The 16,102-nt window shown below is 58.2% G+C and carries 17 protein-coding genes and 2 tRNA genes; 6 read left to right on the top strand and 13 right to left on the bottom strand.

The window, feature by feature from the left end:
• Window positions 1-65: 65 nt before the first annotated feature.
• The 5 genes from HMPREF2537_RS02870 to HMPREF2537_RS02850 form a co-directional block, all read right to left on the bottom strand.
• A complete protein-coding gene (locus HMPREF2537_RS02870) occupies window positions 66-722 on the bottom strand; it encodes a DUF8185 domain-containing protein (protein WP_070525382.1) in 657 nt (218 codons plus the stop codon).
• The gene (locus tag HMPREF2537_RS02865) at window positions 722-1,180 is read right to left on the bottom strand and encodes an acyl-CoA thioesterase (RefSeq protein ID WP_070525380.1); all 459 of its coding nucleotides are present in this window, start codon (window positions 1,178-1,180) and stop codon (window positions 722-724) included. The genes HMPREF2537_RS02870 and HMPREF2537_RS02865 overlap by 1 nt, the downstream gene beginning before the upstream one ends.
• Before the next feature lie 47 nt (window positions 1,181-1,227).
• Window positions 1,228-2,898: an energy-dependent translational throttle protein EttA gene (ettA, locus tag HMPREF2537_RS02860; RefSeq protein WP_070525376.1), complete on the bottom strand. Its 1,671-nt coding sequence runs from the start codon at window positions 2,896-2,898 to the stop codon at window positions 1,228-1,230.
• Between the two features lie 80 nt (window positions 2,899-2,978).
• The gene (locus HMPREF2537_RS02855; protein ID WP_070525374.1) at window positions 2,979-3,623 is read right to left on the bottom strand and encodes a single-stranded DNA-binding protein; all 645 of its coding nucleotides are present in this window, start codon (window positions 3,621-3,623) and stop codon (window positions 2,979-2,981) included.
• A gap of 206 nt (window positions 3,624-3,829) precedes the next feature.
• Window positions 3,830-5,902, bottom strand: a complete 2,073-nt coding sequence (locus HMPREF2537_RS02850; RefSeq protein ID WP_070525372.1) for a bifunctional copper resistance protein CopD/cytochrome c oxidase assembly protein — start codon at window positions 5,900-5,902, stop codon at window positions 3,830-3,832.
• 76 nt (window positions 5,903-5,978) lie between these two features.
• Between HMPREF2537_RS02850 and HMPREF2537_RS02845 the strand changes: the two genes are divergently transcribed.
• From HMPREF2537_RS02845 to HMPREF2537_RS02835, 3 genes are all read left to right on the top strand, one after another.
• Window positions 5,979-6,272 (top strand): LysR family transcriptional regulator, encoded by a 294-nt coding sequence (locus HMPREF2537_RS02845; RefSeq protein ID WP_070525370.1) that lies wholly within the window; start codon window positions 5,979-5,981, stop codon window positions 6,270-6,272.
• A 47-nt stretch (window positions 6,273-6,319) separates the two neighbouring features.
• Window positions 6,320-6,393, top strand: a tRNA-Arg gene (locus tag HMPREF2537_RS02840).
• Window positions 6,394-6,469: 76 nt separating this feature from the next.
• Window positions 6,470-7,102 (top strand): hypothetical protein, encoded by a 633-nt coding sequence (locus HMPREF2537_RS02835; RefSeq protein WP_070525368.1) that lies wholly within the window; start codon window positions 6,470-6,472, stop codon window positions 7,100-7,102.
• Between the two features lie 17 nt (window positions 7,103-7,119).
• Here the strand turns inward: HMPREF2537_RS02835 and HMPREF2537_RS02830 are convergent, their stop codons facing one another.
• Entirely contained in the window at window positions 7,120-7,305 is a 186-nt protein-coding gene (locus HMPREF2537_RS02830) for a PspC domain-containing protein (RefSeq protein ID WP_070525367.1), read from the bottom strand.
• A 127-nt stretch (window positions 7,306-7,432) separates the two neighbouring features.
• Between HMPREF2537_RS02830 and cmrA the strand changes: the two genes are divergently transcribed.
• Complete coding sequence (gene cmrA / locus HMPREF2537_RS02825; RefSeq protein ID WP_070525364.1) at window positions 7,433-8,245, top strand: mycolate reductase; 813 nt, start codon at window positions 7,433-7,435, stop codon at window positions 8,243-8,245.
• A 44-nt stretch (window positions 8,246-8,289) separates the two neighbouring features.
• On the opposite strand, the gene HMPREF2537_RS02820 is transcribed toward cmrA, so the two are convergent.
• Window positions 8,290-9,834 carry an alanine/glycine:cation symporter family protein gene (locus HMPREF2537_RS02820; RefSeq protein ID WP_070525362.1) on the bottom strand — a complete coding sequence of 515 codons (1,545 nt, stop codon included), beginning with the start codon at window positions 9,832-9,834 and terminating at the stop codon, window positions 8,290-8,292.
• A gap of 269 nt (window positions 9,835-10,103) precedes the next feature.
• Here HMPREF2537_RS02820 and orn point away from each other — a divergent pair, with 269 nt between their 5' ends.
• Entirely contained in the window at window positions 10,104-10,736 is a 633-nt protein-coding gene (orn, locus tag HMPREF2537_RS02815; protein ID WP_070525417.1) for an oligoribonuclease, read from the top strand.
• 49 nt (window positions 10,737-10,785) lie between these two features.
• A tRNA-His gene (locus HMPREF2537_RS02810) sits at window positions 10,786-10,858 on the top strand.
• A gap of 1,460 nt (window positions 10,859-12,318) precedes the next feature.
• Here the strand turns inward: HMPREF2537_RS02810 and HMPREF2537_RS12385 are convergent.
• The 6 genes from HMPREF2537_RS12385 to HMPREF2537_RS02785 all read right to left on the bottom strand — a co-directional run bounded on the left by HMPREF2537_RS12385 (window position 12,319) and on the right by HMPREF2537_RS02785 (window position 15,888).
• Window positions 12,319-12,759, bottom strand: a complete 441-nt coding sequence (locus tag HMPREF2537_RS12385; RefSeq protein WP_083298954.1) for a hypothetical protein — start codon at window positions 12,757-12,759, stop codon at window positions 12,319-12,321.
• Window positions 12,760-12,787: 28 nt separating this feature from the next.
• Window positions 12,788-14,302: a relaxase/mobilization nuclease domain-containing protein gene (locus tag HMPREF2537_RS12380; protein WP_083298953.1), complete on the bottom strand. Its 1,515-nt coding sequence runs from the start codon at window positions 14,300-14,302 to the stop codon at window positions 12,788-12,790.
• A complete protein-coding gene (locus HMPREF2537_RS02800) occupies window positions 14,280-14,675 on the bottom strand; it encodes a hypothetical protein (RefSeq protein ID WP_070525359.1) in 396 nt (131 codons plus the stop codon). Before HMPREF2537_RS02800 ends, HMPREF2537_RS12380 begins: the two co-directional genes overlap by 23 nt.
• Before the next feature lie 249 nt (window positions 14,676-14,924).
• Window positions 14,925-15,344, bottom strand: a complete 420-nt coding sequence (locus HMPREF2537_RS02795; RefSeq protein WP_070525357.1) for a hypothetical protein — start codon at window positions 15,342-15,344, stop codon at window positions 14,925-14,927.
• A 2-nt stretch (window positions 15,345-15,346) separates the two neighbouring features.
• Entirely contained in the window at window positions 15,347-15,667 is a 321-nt protein-coding gene (locus HMPREF2537_RS02790) for a hypothetical protein (protein WP_148138125.1), read from the bottom strand.
• 20 nt (window positions 15,668-15,687) lie between these two features.
• A complete protein-coding gene (locus tag HMPREF2537_RS02785; protein WP_210383610.1) occupies window positions 15,688-15,888 on the bottom strand; it encodes a helix-turn-helix domain-containing protein in 201 nt (66 codons plus the stop codon).
• Window positions 15,889-16,102 lie beyond the last annotated feature (214 nt).

Below are 16,102 nucleotides of genomic sequence, written 5' to 3'. Positions count from 1 at the left end.
TAACCCCGCCGTGGACGGTCGCCGTGGGCGCCGCACTGGCGGGGTACACATTGCTTTAGCAACCTTTAGAACAAGGACAGCCGCGTCGAATGGTAGACGCTGCCATAAGGCGCATCGAGGCGCACCCAACGCCCCTTGCCCGCCACGCGAAGGTGGCGGGGGATCTCCAGTGAGGCGGCAAAGCCCGGGATGAGGCCCAAGCTCGTGCAGGCAAAGATCATCCGCATGGGAATCTCCACCTGAGTCTCCGCATCATTCACGGTGAGCACCGTCTGATTCAACAGGCTCTTCGGAGGCCCCATCGGCCCGGAGAATTGGCGGGCCAGCTGGCGACCCTTGTCCGCGAGTTCACGGACAACGTCAACCGGCAGCGAGTCGATCTCCCGAAAGCCCTTTTCCGGCGGCAAGGCCCCCGGCCAGGACGGATCGCGCGCTGGGCCTAAATCAAGTTCCACGCCTCCTTCGTGGCCGAGGGAGTCGGGGGCGGTGTGGAGGGCGTCGAGAAGCGCCTGCGCCGATACCACGGCACCGTCGCGGCCCACGGTCCCCTCGCAACGCCGCGCCACGACAACGTCGAACGGCGTGGTCACAAAGACCTCAGCCTGGTTGGTGTCGTATTGACGCAGGCGCACCGCTGCGGATGCATCCAGCCCCGTCGCGCGGGAGAGGAGGGCGCGAAGCCCTACCCCACCGCTGCGCAGTGTCAGAGTTTCGCGCTCCATTACTGCTGCTCAAGCTCGACGACGGCGTGCTCCAAGATAATGTTGCGCTCCTGCTCAGAGACCTCCCGTGGCATCTGAGTAGCCGGGTCAATGGTGACCTGCACGCAATCAATGACGCAGGCTACTTGGCCCTGCGCATCCTTGATCGTCTGGCGAGTGGTGAAAGACGTGGTGCCGAGGCGCACCACCGTGGTTTCCACCGTCACCGTTCCATGGCGTCCATCCCATTTGATGGGGCGGACATAGTCCGCTTCGATGTGGCGAACGAAAGCCACCATGTTGACGCCGCGAGCGTAGAAGTGGTGCATGGCAAAAGCCAAGCGCGCCTCCTGCGCCAGCTCAATGAAGTTGGCATTCATCATGTGGCCGTACATGTCGAAGTCCGACCAGCGCACGCCCACGGTAAGCGCGTGGACGTTGTCCTTGGTCTTCTCCGACACAACATTCTGAGCGGACATTCCAGGTTCCTTCCGGAGTTCGTGCTTTAACGCTAGGGACTAATGGCCTAGCGGCTGAGCTTACGGTGGGTAACGCGGGACGGGCGTGCAGCCTCCTCGCCGAGGCGCTCAACCTTGTTCTTCTCGTAGTCACCGAAGTTACCCTCGAACCAGAACCACTGGCCTTCTGCGACGTTGCCCTCCCACGCCAAGATGTGGGTACAGGTGCGGTCGAGGAACCAGCGATCGTGGGAGATGACCACGGCACAGCCAGGGAACTTCTCCAGGGCGTTTTCCAGGGAACCCAGGGTTTCCACGTCCAAGTCGTTGGTCGGCTCATCGAGGAGGATCAGGTTGCCGCCCTCTTTCAGGGTCAGGGCCAGGTTCAGGCGGTTACGCTCACCACCGGAGAGAACCTTGGAAGGCTTTTGCTGGTCAGCACCCTTGAAACCGAAAGCGGAGAGGTAGGCGCGGGACGGCATCTCGTTCTGACCAACGTGGATGTAATCCAGCCCATCGGAGACAACCTCCCACACGGTGGCCTCCGGGTCGATGTTCTCGCGGCCCTGGTCAACATAAGACAGCTTGACGGTCTCGCCGACGTCGACGGAACCGGAATCCGGCTGCTCCAATCCCACGATGGTCTTGAACAGGGTGGACTTACCCACACCGTTCGGGCCGATGACACCGACGATGCCGTTGCGCGGCAAGGTGAAGGAAAGATCCTTGATGAGGACGCGGCCGTCGAAGCCCTTGGTCAGGTTCTTGACCTCCACGACCTTGTTGCCCAGGCGCGGCGGAGTCGGAATCTGAATCTCTTCGAAGTCGAGCTTCTTGTACTGCTCGGCCTCCGCAGCCATTTCCTCGTAGCGCTGGAGACGGGCTTTGTTCTTGGCCTGGCGGGCCTTCGCACCGGAGCGAACCCAGGCGAGCTCGTCCTTGAGGCGCTTCTGCAGCTTCTTGTCCTTAGCGCCAGCAATCTCGAGACGCTCGGCCTTCTTCTCCAGGTAGGTGGAGTAGTTGCCCTCGTAGGGGTAGAGCTTGCCGCGGTCAACCTCACAGATCCAGCCCGCGACGTGGTCGAGGAAGTAGCGGTCGTGGGTCACGGCAAGGACCGCACCCGGGTAGGTCTCGAGGTGCTTCTCCAGCCACTGGACGGACTCGGCGTCCAGGTGGTTAGTAGGCTCGTCCAGCAGCAGCAAGTCCGGCTCACTCAGCAGCAGCTTGGCCAGCGCAACGCGGCGGCGCTCACCACCGGAAAGGTTGGTCACCGGGTCATCGGACGGCGGGCAGCGCAGCGCTTCCATGGCCTGCTCGATCTTGGAATCCACTTCCCAGGCATCGGCGGCATCCAGCTCCTCCTGGAGCTTGCCCATCTCCTCCATGAGCTCATCGGAGTAGTTGGTGGCCATCTCTTCAGCAATCTCTTCGAAGCGCTGCTTCTTCTGGAAGATTTCTCCGAGGCCCTCTTCGACGTTCTGACGGACCGTCTTTTCCTCGTTAAGCGGCGGCTCCTGGAGGAGGATGCCGACGGTCTTGCCCGGATCGATGAAAGCCTCGCCGTTGGAAGGCTGATCCAGTCCGGCCATAATCTTCAGGATCGAGGACTTACCTGCACCGTTGGGGCCCACGACGCCAATCTTGGCGCCCGGGTAGAAAGCCATGGTGACGTTGTCCAAAATAACCTTGTCACCGATGGCCTTACGCACGTTTTTCATCGTGTAGATGAATTCGCCCATGTTTCACCCTTTACTTCTGTCAGGATTGGTAAATAACAGTACAAAGACTACATGACATGGGCGGCGGTAGTCCTTTGTCCTTAGACCATCGCTTCTTCTGGCTCCGGTTCAAGGTATGGCTCAGCGCCGGACTGCGCTTGCTGACGGTCCGCCGCGGTGTCCTGCGGAGTATCTCCCGGCTGCAATGCAGCTGGCATTGCTTCTTCCGTTGGGTTCCCCGAGCCTTCTGTGTTCTCTGTGTTCTGCGCATCCCCTGCGTTCTGTGTATCGCTCGGCGGTGCCGTGTAGTCCACGTCCAGCGCCGGCGGGTTCTCCCCTAGCCAGAGGGCTTCGCTGCCCTCCTCACCGTAGGAGGTACCAATCTTGGTTGAAGTGATGCAGAAGCGGTTGAGGTCTAGGCCCACGTGAGCAATCTTGATATAGGTCCTAGAGCGCGTAGCTCCGTTCTTATCCTCCCATCGGTCCGTCACAATGGAGCCCATAACGAAGACTGGCATGCCCTTATACAGGGATTTCTTCACGTTGATGGCGCACTGACCCCACACTTCACCATCGATAAAGTTGAGGTCCAGCTCCCGCCACACGGTTTTGCCCTCCTCGTCTTTCTCCGGAACGCTGCGGGAAGAAGCGATACGGATGCGGGCCTTATACATGGTGTCGCTGATTTTGGTCAGGTGCGGGTTGTGGGTCAGGCGTCCTGTAATGGAGATTGGGTATTGAGACATTGCGTGATTCCTTTGCTGGTCATGGCTCGTGGCTTTCTTGAGGTTAAGGAAGCGATGCGCCTCCCTTACCTCGCATCTTTGCCACCAAGAACAGCACTCGCAATGACTGCGCCGCCAACCTGTGGATAACTTGTTGCAAGCGTCAACAAAAAATCTATTTACCCAGGCAGACGTCCTCTTTTCGCCACGCCGGGTACGCCACATTCCTAGTGCTGACGGAAGCTCGACTCGTCGCCTTCCCCCATCTGCTTGAGCATGGCGTTGTAGCTTGCCAGGTCGGCATCGCCGTCCACCTCCGCCTTGGTGTCATAGCGCCGGGCAGTCGCACGGTCCTCGCGCAGCCAGTCCCGGAATAGCGAACCGAACACAATCACCAGCGGGAACTGGCCGAAGCCCCAGGAAATACCGCCGCCGGTCCGCTGATCGGTGACGAAATCCGGGTTCCACGGCAGGTTCAATGATTCATAGAAGTCCAGGCCGAGAATGACTTGCATCTGCATGAGGTAGACACCCGCAAAAAGGTGCAGGGGCATCGACACAAACAGGATGAGCAGGCGAACGCCCGTGGGCGCGCGCCACGGCAATGGATCCGGGCCAATGACTTCCCAGTAGTAGATATAGCCGGAAATCAAGAAGACCCAGTTCATGATGACGTGCCCGGCATGCTCCGAAATGGCAACTTCGTAGAAGTTCGGGAACAGGTAGAGCACGTAGAGGATCACCAAGAACTGCAGGACGTTGACCGCTGGGTGCGTGAGCACACGTAAGGTACGGGATTTGGTGAGGGCAACGGCGGCGTCGTGAAGCGTGGGCTTGCCCGGCTCCCCCGGTTCAAACGCTTCCATCACCAAGGTCACTGGGGCACCCAGCACAAGGCACAGAGGGATCGCCATGGACAAAATCATGTGCACCAACATGTGCATGGAGTACAGCGCCGGCATGTACAGGCCAATGCCATTACTCAGGATCAGCGTCATGCCCAGTGAACCCACAAGGAACCAGGTAGTACGCACGGCCGACCACGTCAGCCCACGCTGCTTCAGACGCCAGAGCGCGTACAGGTAGAAGCCGGCTAGCACGAGCCCGAGCGAGCCAAACATGAGATCAAACCGGAACATGGTCCACACGTTGGTGGCGGTGGGGGCGTCGAAAAGCTCGTAGCCCACCAGAATTTGCATGGCATTGAGGTTCGGATCCCGCGGCGGCGGGGGCGGTGTGCGGCCCATCGAGATGGCCACGCCGACGGTGGCCGCCATGATGAGAACCTCCACCACGGAGACCCTGATAAACAGGCGCGGCGCGTGCTTCAGCTGGGGAATGGTGACCCGGCGATGCACAAAGCCTATGGCCGCGATCACCACCGTGAGCACTGCTTTGCTCAGCACCAACAAGCCATAGCGAGTGGTGAATAAATCCCCCAGCTCAACGCGGATGAGCGCGTTGACCACACCGGTCGCCGCCAGTCCCAAGATGGACAGCAGCGCAACGGTGGAATACCGGCGAACCGCCACGCCCATGTCAGGCCCTAGGCGGCGGCCATGAGCAATAAGCCCCATGAGCCCACCGACCCACAGCATGATGAAGAAAAGGTGCAATAGCAGCGAGTTCGTGCCGTAATCATGATCACCGCCGGAGGCCGAGTGACCCTCCATGCCGAGGGGCACCGTCAACAACAGCGACAGGAAGAACGTGGCAACCTGGCCTGCCCATGTGCGCGCCACAAAGCCCATGATGGCAACGAGCGCTGCGATTCCCGCGGTGAGCAGCCACACTTGCGACGTCGCGATCTGCCCCACCGCCATGCCCATCAGCTCTGGGTTGAGGACCTGGCCCAATGGGGTACCGGTGAGGTCCGACATCACGAGGGGGACTTCAATCAACGACACCACCGCGGCACCCACGGCGGCCCACGCGCCGGTGCGCGCCGCAATGTGCCCATCGACGGTCAGGCCAGCCTTGATGAGACGCTCATTGTCCTTGTCCGGCACGGCCGGGTAAATCAAGAAGGCGCTAGACATAAAGGAACCGATGGCAAGTGCCATCAACATCCAGGCAACAGCGCGGAAGAAGGGCAGGCCAAACGTTGTCATGCGGCCTGGGTCGGGGATGCCCAGGGCGGCAAGCGAGTCCGCGAGAAAGAACAAGGAAATAATTCCGCCTACGAGGCCCGCGAAGACGACGAAAGAAAGATTCAACAAGCGGGAAGGCTGCGCTCCCGACCCCGAGTGCGCCAGCCCCCGCAAGTGCTGTGAGCTGGGTTTTTCCTTCTCAGTGTGCATGGTGGGCAGTCTACCGCCACAGACGTTCTCTTACCTAAAAGGTAAATAATTCTCAGCATTCGGGTAGTCTGCTCTCATGGACTCTCGCCAGCTTCACCACTTTCGAGCCGTCGTAGATCACGGTTCTTTCACGCAAGCTGCGGAAGCGCTGCAGCTCACGCAACCTTCTTTGAGCCTGACCGTCCGCAAGCTTGAAAAAGATCTCAACGTGAAGCTGCTGTCCCGCGGACGCGGTGGAGTCCAAACCACGGAGGCCGGGGATTACCTCTACGGCGTGGCCACCTCGATCGATTCCCTCCTCACCACCGCCACCGCACGCCTTGCCGAGTTTGCTTCCTCGACACCAGCACCGAAGCAACACCAGCGATAGCCCGATAATCGGGCAGTTCGCAGCTGTGCGTTATGATGTTTCGGTACGCCTCCATAGCTCAGTGGATTAGAGCAGTGGGTTTCTACCCCATGTGTCGCGGGTTCGAATCCTGCTGGGGGCACGCAGGTCAAGGCCACTTTCTAGGGTTTCACTAAGCCTCAGACAGTGGCCTTTGGGCACAGATTGGACACACTTCCATGGACATCACCCTCGCGACTTTTGACCACGCCCCGGAATCAGCGCTGCGTGGTATGCGCTTCGTTAACGCGTGGGTCCCAGCACCAAGCTATGCTGCGTCACGCCGCGCGGTGCTCACCGGACAATACCCACAGCGCGGAGCCACAACGCGCATCACGGAGATTTTCGAGGACTCCGGCTTCGAGGTTCGGGAAGACACCCAGCCTGCCTCTTCTCGGGTCTTCCGCCTTCTCGAGCAACCAGAAGCCCAACTGCTGAATGACCTCAATGGTGTCGTGGCAGTGTGCTCCCTACAGGGCAACAAGGCGAACATGTCCCTTCTATGGCCCGGGGTTGCAGAGTCCGGGGAGTGCGCAGAGCTCGCCTCCCCTCTCGACTTGGCGCCCACGCTCGCGGCGATCGCGGGGCTCGATGTGCGCCCCAACGCCCCACTGTCTTTCGACGGGCTCAACTTGGTGCCGGTCCTCCGCTACGGGGCGTCCGGGCACGCGGCGCTCTTCTTCGACAACGGCGTGCGCATGCAGGACGCCGTGCTTGTCGACGACTCCGCCACCCCACCCAGCGCCTTGCCGCGCCTGCGGGAAGAGTGGGAAACGTGGAAGCGGTTTATGGCTCTGGGCCCGTTGCAGTAGTTTGCAGAGGTTTCCGATTACTCCACTGGAATGACGACCCAGAGGATGAGGTAGAGCAGAATTCCCGAGAAGCCCAGCAGCGTGGCAACAACGAAGAGAATGCGCACCAGGGTCGGATCAAGGTTATAGGTCTGCGCGATGCCTCCGCAGACGCCGCCGAGCATCGTGTCAGTAGCAGAACGGGTTAAACGTTGGTTGTTCATGATGTCTCCTTTCGCCTTCCATTATCCAGAGTTGGGCCTAAGGATTCATCGGTGTTTACCCTGATTTAAACCCTGATTGCTCTACGCTGGGTGGAGACTTCCCACCCTGAGAGAAAGGACGCCGTTTATGGCTCACTCCCCCGGGCTGCCTGCCCCTACCCGCTCCTCCTATGCGCTGTTGACTGGCGCTAGCCAGGGAATTGGTGCTGCGATGGCCAAGGACCTGGCTGCCCGCGGTTACAACGTCATCCTCGTTGCGCGCCGCGAAGACGTCCTCGAGTCCATCGCTGCGGACCTGCGCTCTCGCCATGAGGTGGACGCCATTGCGCTGGCAGCGGACCTCTCCGAGGCAGCTGACGTGGACCGCGTCATCGAGTTCATGGCGGGCAAGGAAATTTCCATCATCGTCAACTCGGCGGGTATCGCCAGCTTTGGCAAGTTCATGGATCAGGACTGGGACTATGAAACCCGGCAGTTCGACCTCAACGGCAAGGCCGTTCACCGCCTGACGCGCGCCGCGCTGAAGCAGATGTTGCCGCGACGCAGCGGCGCCATTTGCAACGTAGGCTCGGCCGCGGGCAACGTCTCCATTCCAAACAATGCCACCTATGTTTTCACCAAAGCGGGCGTCAACGCCTTTACTGAGGCCCTTCACTACGAGCTCAAGGGCTCCGGTGTAACCTGCACGCTGCTCGCCCCTGGCCCAGTGCGCGATGCCGTCATCCCGGAGGAAGAGCAATCCATCGTGGACAAGGTCGTCCCAGATTTCTTGTGGACCACCTATGAGTCCTGCTCCGAAGAGACCCTCGAGGCCATGGCCCGCAACCAGCGCCGCGTGGTACCCGGGCCGCTATCGAAGGCCATGAACGCGCTGGGCAAGATTGTGCCGACTCCAATTGCTGCACCACTCATCGGCAGCTTCTATTCGAAGATGGCCTAGCGCATGAAAATGCCCGCTCTCCCCCGTGGAGAGCGGGCATTGCTTTACTTGCTTTGGAGCGGTGATTGCTCCGCGATTGCCTTCTGTGCGGCCTCTTCCCGGGCGAGCTTGCGCTCGACCCAGAACTCAGCGTTCTGGATTCCCAGTGCCTCTGGGTCAAACTGCGGGTCCTTGCCGGCAGCCTTTTGCGCACTGTAATCCTTGAGGCACTTGAGCGCCGGAACCTGCAGGAAGAGGATGGCAATGATGTTGAGCCATGCGGTCGCGCCAACACCGATATCACCCAGAGCCCAGGCCGCGCCCGGAGTCGTGGTCGCTCCGACAACCACAGAGGCCACGAGGAGAATACGCAGGAGCCACACGAGTGCGCGGCGGGTGGTCTTGTTGCTAATCCAGCGGTTGAAGTAGGTCAGGTTGACCTCCGCCATGTAGTAGTACGCCAGGACGGTGGTGAAGGCGAAGAACGCAATGGCGATGGCGATGAAGCTCGGGCCGAAACCTGCCAGGAGGGTGTCGAGACCGTGCTGGACAAAGCCCGGTCCAACCTCGACGCCATCCGGAATGGAGCCGGCGTAGCGCACAGGGCCATCCTCTGACTCACCCTCGAAGACCTTGTACATGTCGGTAGAGATGATGATGAAAGCGGTCGCGGAGCAAACGAAGAGGGTATCAATGTAGACCGCGAAGGCCTGCACGAAGCCCTGCTTAGCCGGGTGGGACACCTCCGCCGCCGCGGCAGACTGCGGACCAGTACCCTGGCCGGCCTCGTTGGAGTAAATGCCGCGCTTCACGCCCCACATGATGGCCGAACCCAACAGGCCAGAGAAAGCCTGCTCCGCGCCGAAGGCGGACTTAAAGATCATGCCGAAGACCTCGGGGATCTGGTTGAAGTTCATGATCAGGATGATGATGGCAAAGAGAATGTATGCCGCCGCCATGAACGGAACCACGAGGGACGCGAAGTTAGCAATACGCTTCACACCGCCAATGATGATGATCGCGAGAATTCCGCCCAGAACCAGGGCAGACCAACCAACTTCGATGCCCCAAGCGTTCTGAACTGCAGCGGCCACGCCATTAGCCTGGATGCCAGGCAGGAAGTAGCTGGTGGCAAGGATCATTGCGACGGCGAAGACGATGCCGTAGACCACCATGAATGGTCCGGCCTTGGTGTGCTTGTAGGCCTTTTCGATGTAATAAGCCGGGCCACCGCGGTACTCGCCGGTGTCCTGGTCCTTCTCCTTATAAACCTGCGCCAGGGTACATTCCACGAAGGAGGTTGCGGAGCCCAGAAGCGCCACCGCCCACATCCAGAACACAGCACCCGGTCCGCCGAAGGCAATAGCCGTTGCTACGCCCGCGATATTGCCCACACCGACACGGCCGGCCAGGGAAATCATGAGCGATTGGAAGGAAGACACGCCCGAATCGGAGCTTTCACCATCCTTCAGCTGCTTGAGCATGTCCGGAATGCAGCGAATCTGCAGAAACTTGGTGGCCAGCGTGAAGTAAATGCCCGCGCCGAGGCACAGGAAGACTAATGCTGGTGACCAGATTAGAGAATTGAGGGTATCGAGAAAGGCTGACATCGGTAGGTTACCGTCCTTCGAATTATGTGAGTGCCATCACGTTAAAGGGTGCACTAATCATGTCCTATCCACCACGGTTTTCGTCAGCAAAACCATGAAAAAGTTCAAAAAGCCGCCAAACTCAGCCTTCATAGTCGGTAGAAACCCCAGCACATATCGATTAAGGGACCGATTTCAATAAGCACACCCGCCCTCCACCCCCACTTACCCCCACTGAACCGAAAGGGTGCATCTCCGACCACACCCCAAGAGAAACTATGGTGGTAGGCATGAGTGATATCCCCGCTAAAAACGACCGCCTCGTCTGGATCGACTTGGAAATGACAGGGCTAGATCCGAAGCGCCACGTGATTGTGGAAGTTGCCGCCGTGATTACCGACGCCGAGCTAAACATCCTCGACGAAGGCATTGACCTCGTCGTCCACGCCACGGAGGAAGAACTCGCGCAGATGGATGACTTCGTCACTGAGATGCACTCGAAGTCCGAGTTGGACAAGGAGATTCGGGAATCTGTGATCACGATTGAGGAGGCAGAAGAGGCGGTGCTGAAGCTCGTCGAGAAGCACTGCGATGCCAACCACCCCGCACCCCTTGCAGGCAATTCCATCGCAACGGACCGCACCTTCATTCGTGAGTACATGCCGCGCCTGGACGCCGCGCTGCACTACCGAATGATTGATGTTTCTACGATTAAGGAACTCGCACGCCGCTGGCACCCGCGCGCGTACTACAACCAGCCGGATAAAGGCATGGCGCACCGGGCACTGCAGGACATTATTGAGTCCATTCGCGAGCTGGATTTCTACCGGCGCAGCGTCTTCCGCACGGATAGCGGGCCCTCGACCGCAGAGGCAGAAGAACTTAAGGCAGCTACAACCGACGATTACCAGGCGTTTTTGTAAAACTGGCAAGGTGAGTTAACCTGTATCTCGTTGCTTTCGGGCAACGATGGTGGCTGTAGTTCAGCTGGTAGAGCACCAGGTTGTGATCCTGGGTGTCGCGGGTTCGAGCCCCGTCAGCCACCCCGAATAATCCCCTGACCTGCACAAACAGGTTGGGGGATTTTCACGTTTTTAGCTACCTACGCTTTAACCTACGCTTAAGACTCTTCTTTTTAGCCGTTCCGCCCCTCCCCACGGGCCGCAACAGCGCCGCCGCAGCCACACACGCGCCCCCACGCCGCTAAGCCCATTCTACCCGCCGCAGCGCCGCCACAACAGCCCACAACCAACACCGACCACCCTTCCCCCGTGGCCCCTGCCCACGCCTCGTCCCGAACCACGTGCATGGGAGTGAGAAAGTAGCCGCAAAACAGCCACACGCTTTTTAGCACACGGGTTCTAATAGGCACAGCAGTAACACTGCAGCACTGCAATACCTCTAGAGCGCGCCCTTTTGTGACCTAGCTCACGCTAAGACCATGCTCATTTCGCAGTTTCAGCCCTGTTTCGTAATTTGAGTTCCAAACAACGAAAAAATTACGAAACGCCTGACCTGCGGTTTCGTAGTTTCGTGAAAAACGACGAAACAAATTACGAAACACACAAAAACACTGTGACCTGCATGTTTCTTCCATTTTGCGGTGAAGTTTCGTAATTTCGCTACTTTTTGACCCAACTCTTTTTAGATAGAGACACATAGACACATTCAGTGACGTGTCTCACATTTGTAGCGCAACCACACTCCACCATCCCTAAAGCGCGCTCTTTTGTGACCTGTAACACAGTTCTGTAGGTACCTGTCGCGTTGTTTCGTAAATTACGAAGCAAACAACGAAAAAATTACGAAACGCCTGACCTGCGGTTTCGTAGTTTCGTGAAAAACGACGAAACAAATTACGAAACGCCCCGTAACGCCGTGACCTGCATGTTTCTTCCATTTTGCGGTGAAGTTTCGTAATTTCGCTACTTTTTGACCCAACTCTTTTTAGATAGAGACACATAGACACATTCAGTGACGTGTCTCACAGCTATGACACCGCAGCCCAGAAACACCCCATTTTCGTTACTACGTTCGATATTTTCATGTCACACTAGTTTACTTGTGTCACATTAGTTAACTATCACAACACCGCATCGGTGGGTGATCCTTGCCTTTCAGATTACGAATCGGAACTGATGCGACCGGCGCGGTCTCCCGCAAACAACCGCATCGGTCTCGATTCGACTCTTCCGAAACTAACCGACCGAATCGGTAGCCGCTTCTGCTCCCCCCTCCGAAGTAAACTCCAATTCGATTTTCACCCCGAAATTCGTTTCCTACCTCAAACAATGGGAACAACCCACGATTGCGCGGATTTTATATATATATAGTCATTCGTCACCCCCGGCTCACCGGGGCGCGCCAGCGCAGCCAGCGCACCGGGGACCGCTTGTCCGAATCGGTAGCCGATACTCCAACAGCGCCCACAGGCCGTCTACACGCACGAAAAAGCCCCCGCCGTACATTTAGTACAACAAGGGGCTAGAAGGCCGCTACAACGGCTTATTCACGCCGTTTATCCATGTACAGGGCTACGCCGTCCACGGCCTGCCACAGGCGCACGACCAACTCGAACAGCGCCCACAACAGGCCAGCTAGGACCAACAACGCCACGATGAACCAGCCAAGGCCCGCGTACCACGACCCGGCATCAAATACCTGCGTCCACAGCCAGCCCATACCGGACGGAATGCCCAGGACATTCAACAGCCCATGACCGAAGAATCCCAGTACCGCCGCCGCTGTAACTCCGCTGATACATGCGGTAATCACCCACAGGGCGAATTTCTGCGACTGCGCTGTTTGCTTCTCAATCTTTGCCACCAACTCCGCCTGCTGCTCATGCAGTTCCCGCATCTTCTCCAGCTGCTGCTCATGTCGTTTCCGTTCCGCAGCTAGCCGCTCAGCAGCCCTATCTGATGCGGCAGAAACATCATCTTTCACCTGCTCAAATGCAGCGCTGACAACCGGCCTAATCTCCGATTTCAGGCTCGATTTCAATTGCCGCCCTAAGCCTTCGCTGACGCTCTCGGCGGCGCTTTTCGATAGCTGCACGGGATGCTTTGCTACCTCCAGCGTCGCTTGGTACATCCGACTCAATTCCAACAGTGTCTGCTGAATTTGATTCATGGCCGGCCCCATGCTCGTCAACATTGAGATGATGGCCTCGATTGTCTCCGCTGCTTTCTTCTGCGCCTTGTCGTACTCGCTCGTCCCGACTGTTGTTTGCGCCAAAGTCTGCAGCTGCTGCTTTAGCTCGTTCTGCTGCTGCTGCAAATGCTGCAGTTCCTTCTCTGGTAGGCCCAGATTCTCTATCTGCTGCTCCAAATTCGCTAGCGTCTGCGCCAATTCCTTCTGCTTCTCGGCCGTCGATTTCTGCGACTTCCCCAGCGTCTCCACGGCTCCGGTCAGCGGCTCCGTCGAATCCCAGACCAGCTGCTCGATTTCGACTGCTGATAGTTGTTGTGGCTGCAATTTCTTGAACATCGTCTACTTCTCCAATCTCTTCTGTAATGGTCAGCAACCCCGCTAAACGGGCTTGCCGCTGCACCTCTAGCGCGTACAGCTGCTGTTGTTCTGCTATGCGCTGCTGTATGCCTTCTAGCGAATAGCCCGCGCCGAATTTCGACCCGGCATCTACCGCCCGCCTTGTCCGCTTTCGCTTCACGCCGCTCTCATAGGTCAACGTCTCGCCCGACTCATCGACCAGGCCGACAGTTAGCGCGTTATGCTCGTTTACAACCAGACTCAAGTCATATTCTGACGCGATTTCTCGCGCCGTTTTCAGCCCTTCATCGGCCCCACTAGCACCGCTCACGCGCTCATCTTTTAACAGCGCATCTACGCGTTTCCGCAAACAATCCGCCCACGTATAGCCGTCCAATTCATCCAGACCCAACCCCGTCGAATCTGTACTGATACCGGCCTTAACTGCGGCCCTCTCGGCCTGCCGCAACCTCACCCACGACCCGCTCGGTTGCAGCACCTCCATGCCGACTTCGTCCATCAACTCATCATTTACTCGCTTGACGTTATGGAAATTTCCGGCCTCTTTCGGCGCGGCCTTTCCGGTCAAATAGTCATGGTTCAAAATGATGATGTGGTTATGAACACACCCGCCTTTTGAATCAATGTGCGTTGCAACTATAAAAGGCGAATTGGGGGCCAGCCGCCGCGCTGTCTCCACACCCAAGTCATGCGCCCGCTGCACGTCCTTGGGGTTGTTCTTGTCAAACTCGCATGCAGGCCACGACTGAATATAGGTTAGGCATTTGTTCGACCTATGCTTATGCGGGCGTAGCAACTCGTTGCCTTCGTCGATGAAGTCCATACCGGCCCATTCATCGCTACGCAGACCTCCGGCGCTAACCGCCGTTACCTGCGCCGCTCGTACTTGCCCTTCTTTAGCGGCCTCGACAGACCCGTAAACGACATAGATAACTGGCGCTGCAATGGTTTTCGACCTATCGACATGTATGTAGCTCATGCTCCTTCACCGCCTCCTCTAGCAGCTTTTGCAACGCATCCACTTGCTCCACAGCCTTCGCGTAGTGCTCTTCCAAATCGGCGTTGTCTGTCCACATCTCACGCGCGAACTGATTGACATTCACGCCGATTCTGTTCACCTCTAACCGCAGCGCCGCGACCTCAGCCCGCAGCTCTCGAATCTCCCTCACAATCTCGGGCGGCGCGTTATTCAACCGTCGTATAACCCCTAACGGCACCGCACCATTAAGCGCGTCCACACCGGCGCGGATAACTTCGCCCTGCGTCATTTCTGCGGCGTTAGCAACCTCACCGACAAACTCGCGTTGTTTCTCGTTAAGCCACACCGTTGTTGGCTTCTTAACCTCGCTCATGTCTGATACAATCCTTCGTAGATAATCCGTTACTTCCCCGCCTAGCTCCGTCAACAGCTAAGCGGGGATTTTCCACTTTCACCCCTGCTTCTCCGGCACGGCCCAACTATCCCCGTCTTATCGATTACCTGCGGTAATCCCTAAGCACTGGGGCTAGCTGTCCACGGCTCCGAATCCGGGGCAAAAGTGGAAAGGCCAGGATCACCCACCGATGCGGTCTTACGACGCGGTGGGTGACCTGGTGGGGGGCTACGCCCCCTCAACCCCCGATTGCCAATCCGGGCTACGCCCGTCTTGGATAGGCTCCCGCTCCGTCAATGAATCTGTGGATTCATCGCCGTCGCTGTCGCCCGATTCGCTGCCATCATCCCCGCCGGACTCGGCGGAATTAGCAGCGCTCTTGTCCTCCGCTGCCGCGTCGGAATCAGCCTTATCTGCTGCCTGCTCGGCATCAATAAGACCCAATTCCGCTAACAGTTCTGTTAGCGATTCATCGCGGTACGCGTACCACTTACTGCGCGGCTTCTGCGCTGCTGCTACCAGCACCTCACCCAGCTTCGCATGCAGTTCGTTCTGCGCCTGCTGCTCCGCTGCTGCGGCTGCTTCTGCGGCTTCTCGCTGCTGTTCAATTACCTTCAAAGCCTTCTCGATTTGTGCCTTCGTTGCCATGTCTAAAACTCCAGTTCTGTATCTTGTGACTTCTGCTTTTTGGGCTGCGGAACATACCGCTGCGCGGCACGTCCCGCCCGTGAATTTGTTGGTTCCTGCGGCTGCTGCTCTTGCTTCTGCGCATCAACAAATGCCTTCGAAAGGCGCTGCTGTTCTGCCGCAATTTCGGCCTTGCTAGGGACCACCTGGGGCGCATTTTCGGTTACTTGTTGCATCTGCTCCGCCCCCTCACGGGCGCGTTGCAACAGTTGCGGCCAATTAGCCGCGAGCACACCGGCGGTAGCCGGATTAAGGGGCTGCTGCGGGGCCTGCTGCCCCGTCACAGATTCGTGTATAGACATGCTTAAATCGCCGTCCCTACACGTTGACTGTTCAAAAAGTCATCGAGGTCGGCCTGCTGATACACGACGGCGTGACCTAATTTCGAATAGGCCGGGCCTTGGCCCAAACTGCGCCAATTGGCCAGCGTTTTGGGTGAAATTTGAAGATATGCGGCGGCTTCGGGTGCCCGCATTGCACCGCACCGTTGTTCCATTTTCTGCATGACTGAAAACCCCTCCTGGGGTGGCGGTCATCCAACCAAACGCGGGACTTACTCATTAACGCTAATGCCCTATAGGTGACCGGTCATGCTTCTGCAGGTAACTCAGGCGGTGAGCGATTCATACCGGCGTAATGCCGGGAATCCTTGACTGTCGGCTTATTAATTCTGCCGCCTGGCGCTGCCTCGGTGCGGATTTTTAATTGTACATCACACT

It is taken from the genome of Corynebacterium sp. HMSC074E01 (assembly GCF_001808885.1).
Classification (GTDB): Bacteria; Actinomycetota; Actinomycetes; order Mycobacteriales; family Mycobacteriaceae; genus Corynebacterium.
The sequence above is the reverse complement of the archived record's forward strand: the minus strand, read 5'-3'. Positions and strand labels throughout refer to the sequence as shown.

Bases quoted from the DNA above. Each gene is read 5' to 3' on its own strand.
- HMPREF2537_RS02870 (WP_070525382.1), bottom strand. From the start codon at position 722: ATGGAGCGCGAAACTCTGACACTGCGCAGCGGTGGGGTAGGGCTTCGC.
- HMPREF2537_RS02865 (WP_070525380.1), bottom strand. From the start codon at position 1,180: ATGTCCGCTCAGAATGTTGTGTCGGAGAAGACCAAGGACAACGTCCAC.
- ettA (WP_070525376.1), bottom strand. From the start codon at position 2,898: ATGGGCGAATTCATCTACACGATGAAAAACGTGCGTAAGGCCATCGGT.
- HMPREF2537_RS02855 (WP_070525374.1), bottom strand. From the start codon at position 3,623: ATGTCTCAATACCCAATCTCCATTACAGGACGCCTGACCCACAACCCG.
- HMPREF2537_RS02850 (WP_070525372.1), bottom strand. From the start codon at position 5,902: ATGCACACTGAGAAGGAAAAACCCAGCTCACAGCACTTGCGGGGGCTG.
- HMPREF2537_RS02845 (WP_070525370.1), top strand. From the start codon at position 5,979: ATGGACTCTCGCCAGCTTCACCACTTTCGAGCCGTCGTAGATCACGGT.
- HMPREF2537_RS02835 (WP_070525368.1), top strand. From the start codon at position 6,470: ATGGACATCACCCTCGCGACTTTTGACCACGCCCCGGAATCAGCGCTG.
- HMPREF2537_RS02830 (WP_070525367.1), bottom strand. From the start codon at position 7,305: ATGAACAACCAACGTTTAACCCGTTCTGCTACTGACACGATGCTCGGC.
- cmrA (WP_070525364.1), top strand. From the start codon at position 7,433: ATGGCTCACTCCCCCGGGCTGCCTGCCCCTACCCGCTCCTCCTATGCG.
- HMPREF2537_RS02820 (WP_070525362.1), bottom strand. From the start codon at position 9,834: ATGTCAGCCTTTCTCGATACCCTCAATTCTCTAATCTGGTCACCAGCA.
- orn (WP_070525417.1), top strand. From the start codon at position 10,104: ATGAGTGATATCCCCGCTAAAAACGACCGCCTCGTCTGGATCGACTTG.
- HMPREF2537_RS12380 (WP_083298953.1), bottom strand. From the start codon at position 14,302: ATGAGCTACATACATGTCGATAGGTCGAAAACCATTGCAGCGCCAGTT.
- HMPREF2537_RS02800 (WP_070525359.1), bottom strand. From the start codon at position 14,675: ATGAGCGAGGTTAAGAAGCCAACAACGGTGTGGCTTAACGAGAAACAA.
- HMPREF2537_RS02795 (WP_070525357.1), bottom strand. From the start codon at position 15,344: ATGGCAACGAAGGCACAAATCGAGAAGGCTTTGAAGGTAATTGAACAG.
- HMPREF2537_RS02785 (WP_210383610.1), bottom strand. From the start codon at position 15,888: ATGCAGAAAATGGAACAACGGTGCGGTGCAATGCGGGCACCCGAAGCC.